This is a genomic window from Paenibacillus sp. 01T422 (assembly GCF_056398785.1).
The window spans coordinates 1-713 of sequence record NZ_JBFTQB010001488.1 but is presented as its reverse complement, the minus strand read 5'-3'; the positions used below and the strand labels follow the sequence as shown (position 1 = coordinate 713).

The 713-nt window shown below is 45.9% G+C and carries 2 protein-coding genes; both read left to right on the top strand.

Annotated elements, in window-relative coordinates; genetic code table 11:
• Positions 1–336 (top strand): cyclase family protein (locus tag AC1DUA_RS39745; protein WP_477504893.1); only part of this gene is annotated, 336 nt, incomplete at its 5' end.
• 118 nt (positions 337–454) lie between these two features.
• The coding region (locus AC1DUA_RS39740) for a hypothetical protein (protein ID WP_477504892.1) at positions 455–713 on the top strand (259 nt) is incomplete at its 3' end.

Here is a 713-nt window from a genome sequence, read left to right as displayed (position 1 = left end):
CGATTGTACCATGAGCATTATGCGTTCCTGCATGCCGGCGTTTCATCGGAGGCGACACTTTGGCTGCTCGAATGCGGAATCAAGGTTGTTGGGACTGATGGCTGGGGGTGGGATATCCCGTTGAACCTGCAAGCCGAGGAATATCGAAAAAATCCAAGAGAAGGTGTGTTATGGGCAGCCCATTACTTAGGCAAGGATAAGGAATATTGCCAGATCGAGAAACTTGCGAATCTAGATCAACTGCCGAAGCCTTTTGGGTTCAAAGTATCCTGCTTTCCCGTGAAAATAGAGCGGGCAAGTGCCGGTTGGGCGAGGCCAGTTGCCATCTTTGAGTGAACAATAAATAAATGCGTTGCGTGCTAAGAAACGCGGCGCGTTTTTTTATTTTATCTRAACATCGGTCTGATCTGATCCGTGCGGCTAATTGGTTTGCAATGCTCGTATCAGATACGGGATGCTTGAAAAAGGCAAACCGACGATTACGATTGGTCTTCGCGGTGTGTGTTTACTTGAAGTGAGCGTGCGAAACAAGAAACATGAATCAACGAAGGAGACCTTCAGCTATTGCTGTGGGTCTCTATTTTATGCGGAAGATAGAAAAGAATTCAGAGAAGTTCCACTAGTAGCCACCTGCAAGTGTTGGATGCGTCCATTGCTATTTGGTAATAGAATGTATTATTTAATATTTTGGGGTGAGGTGGCTTATGTCACAT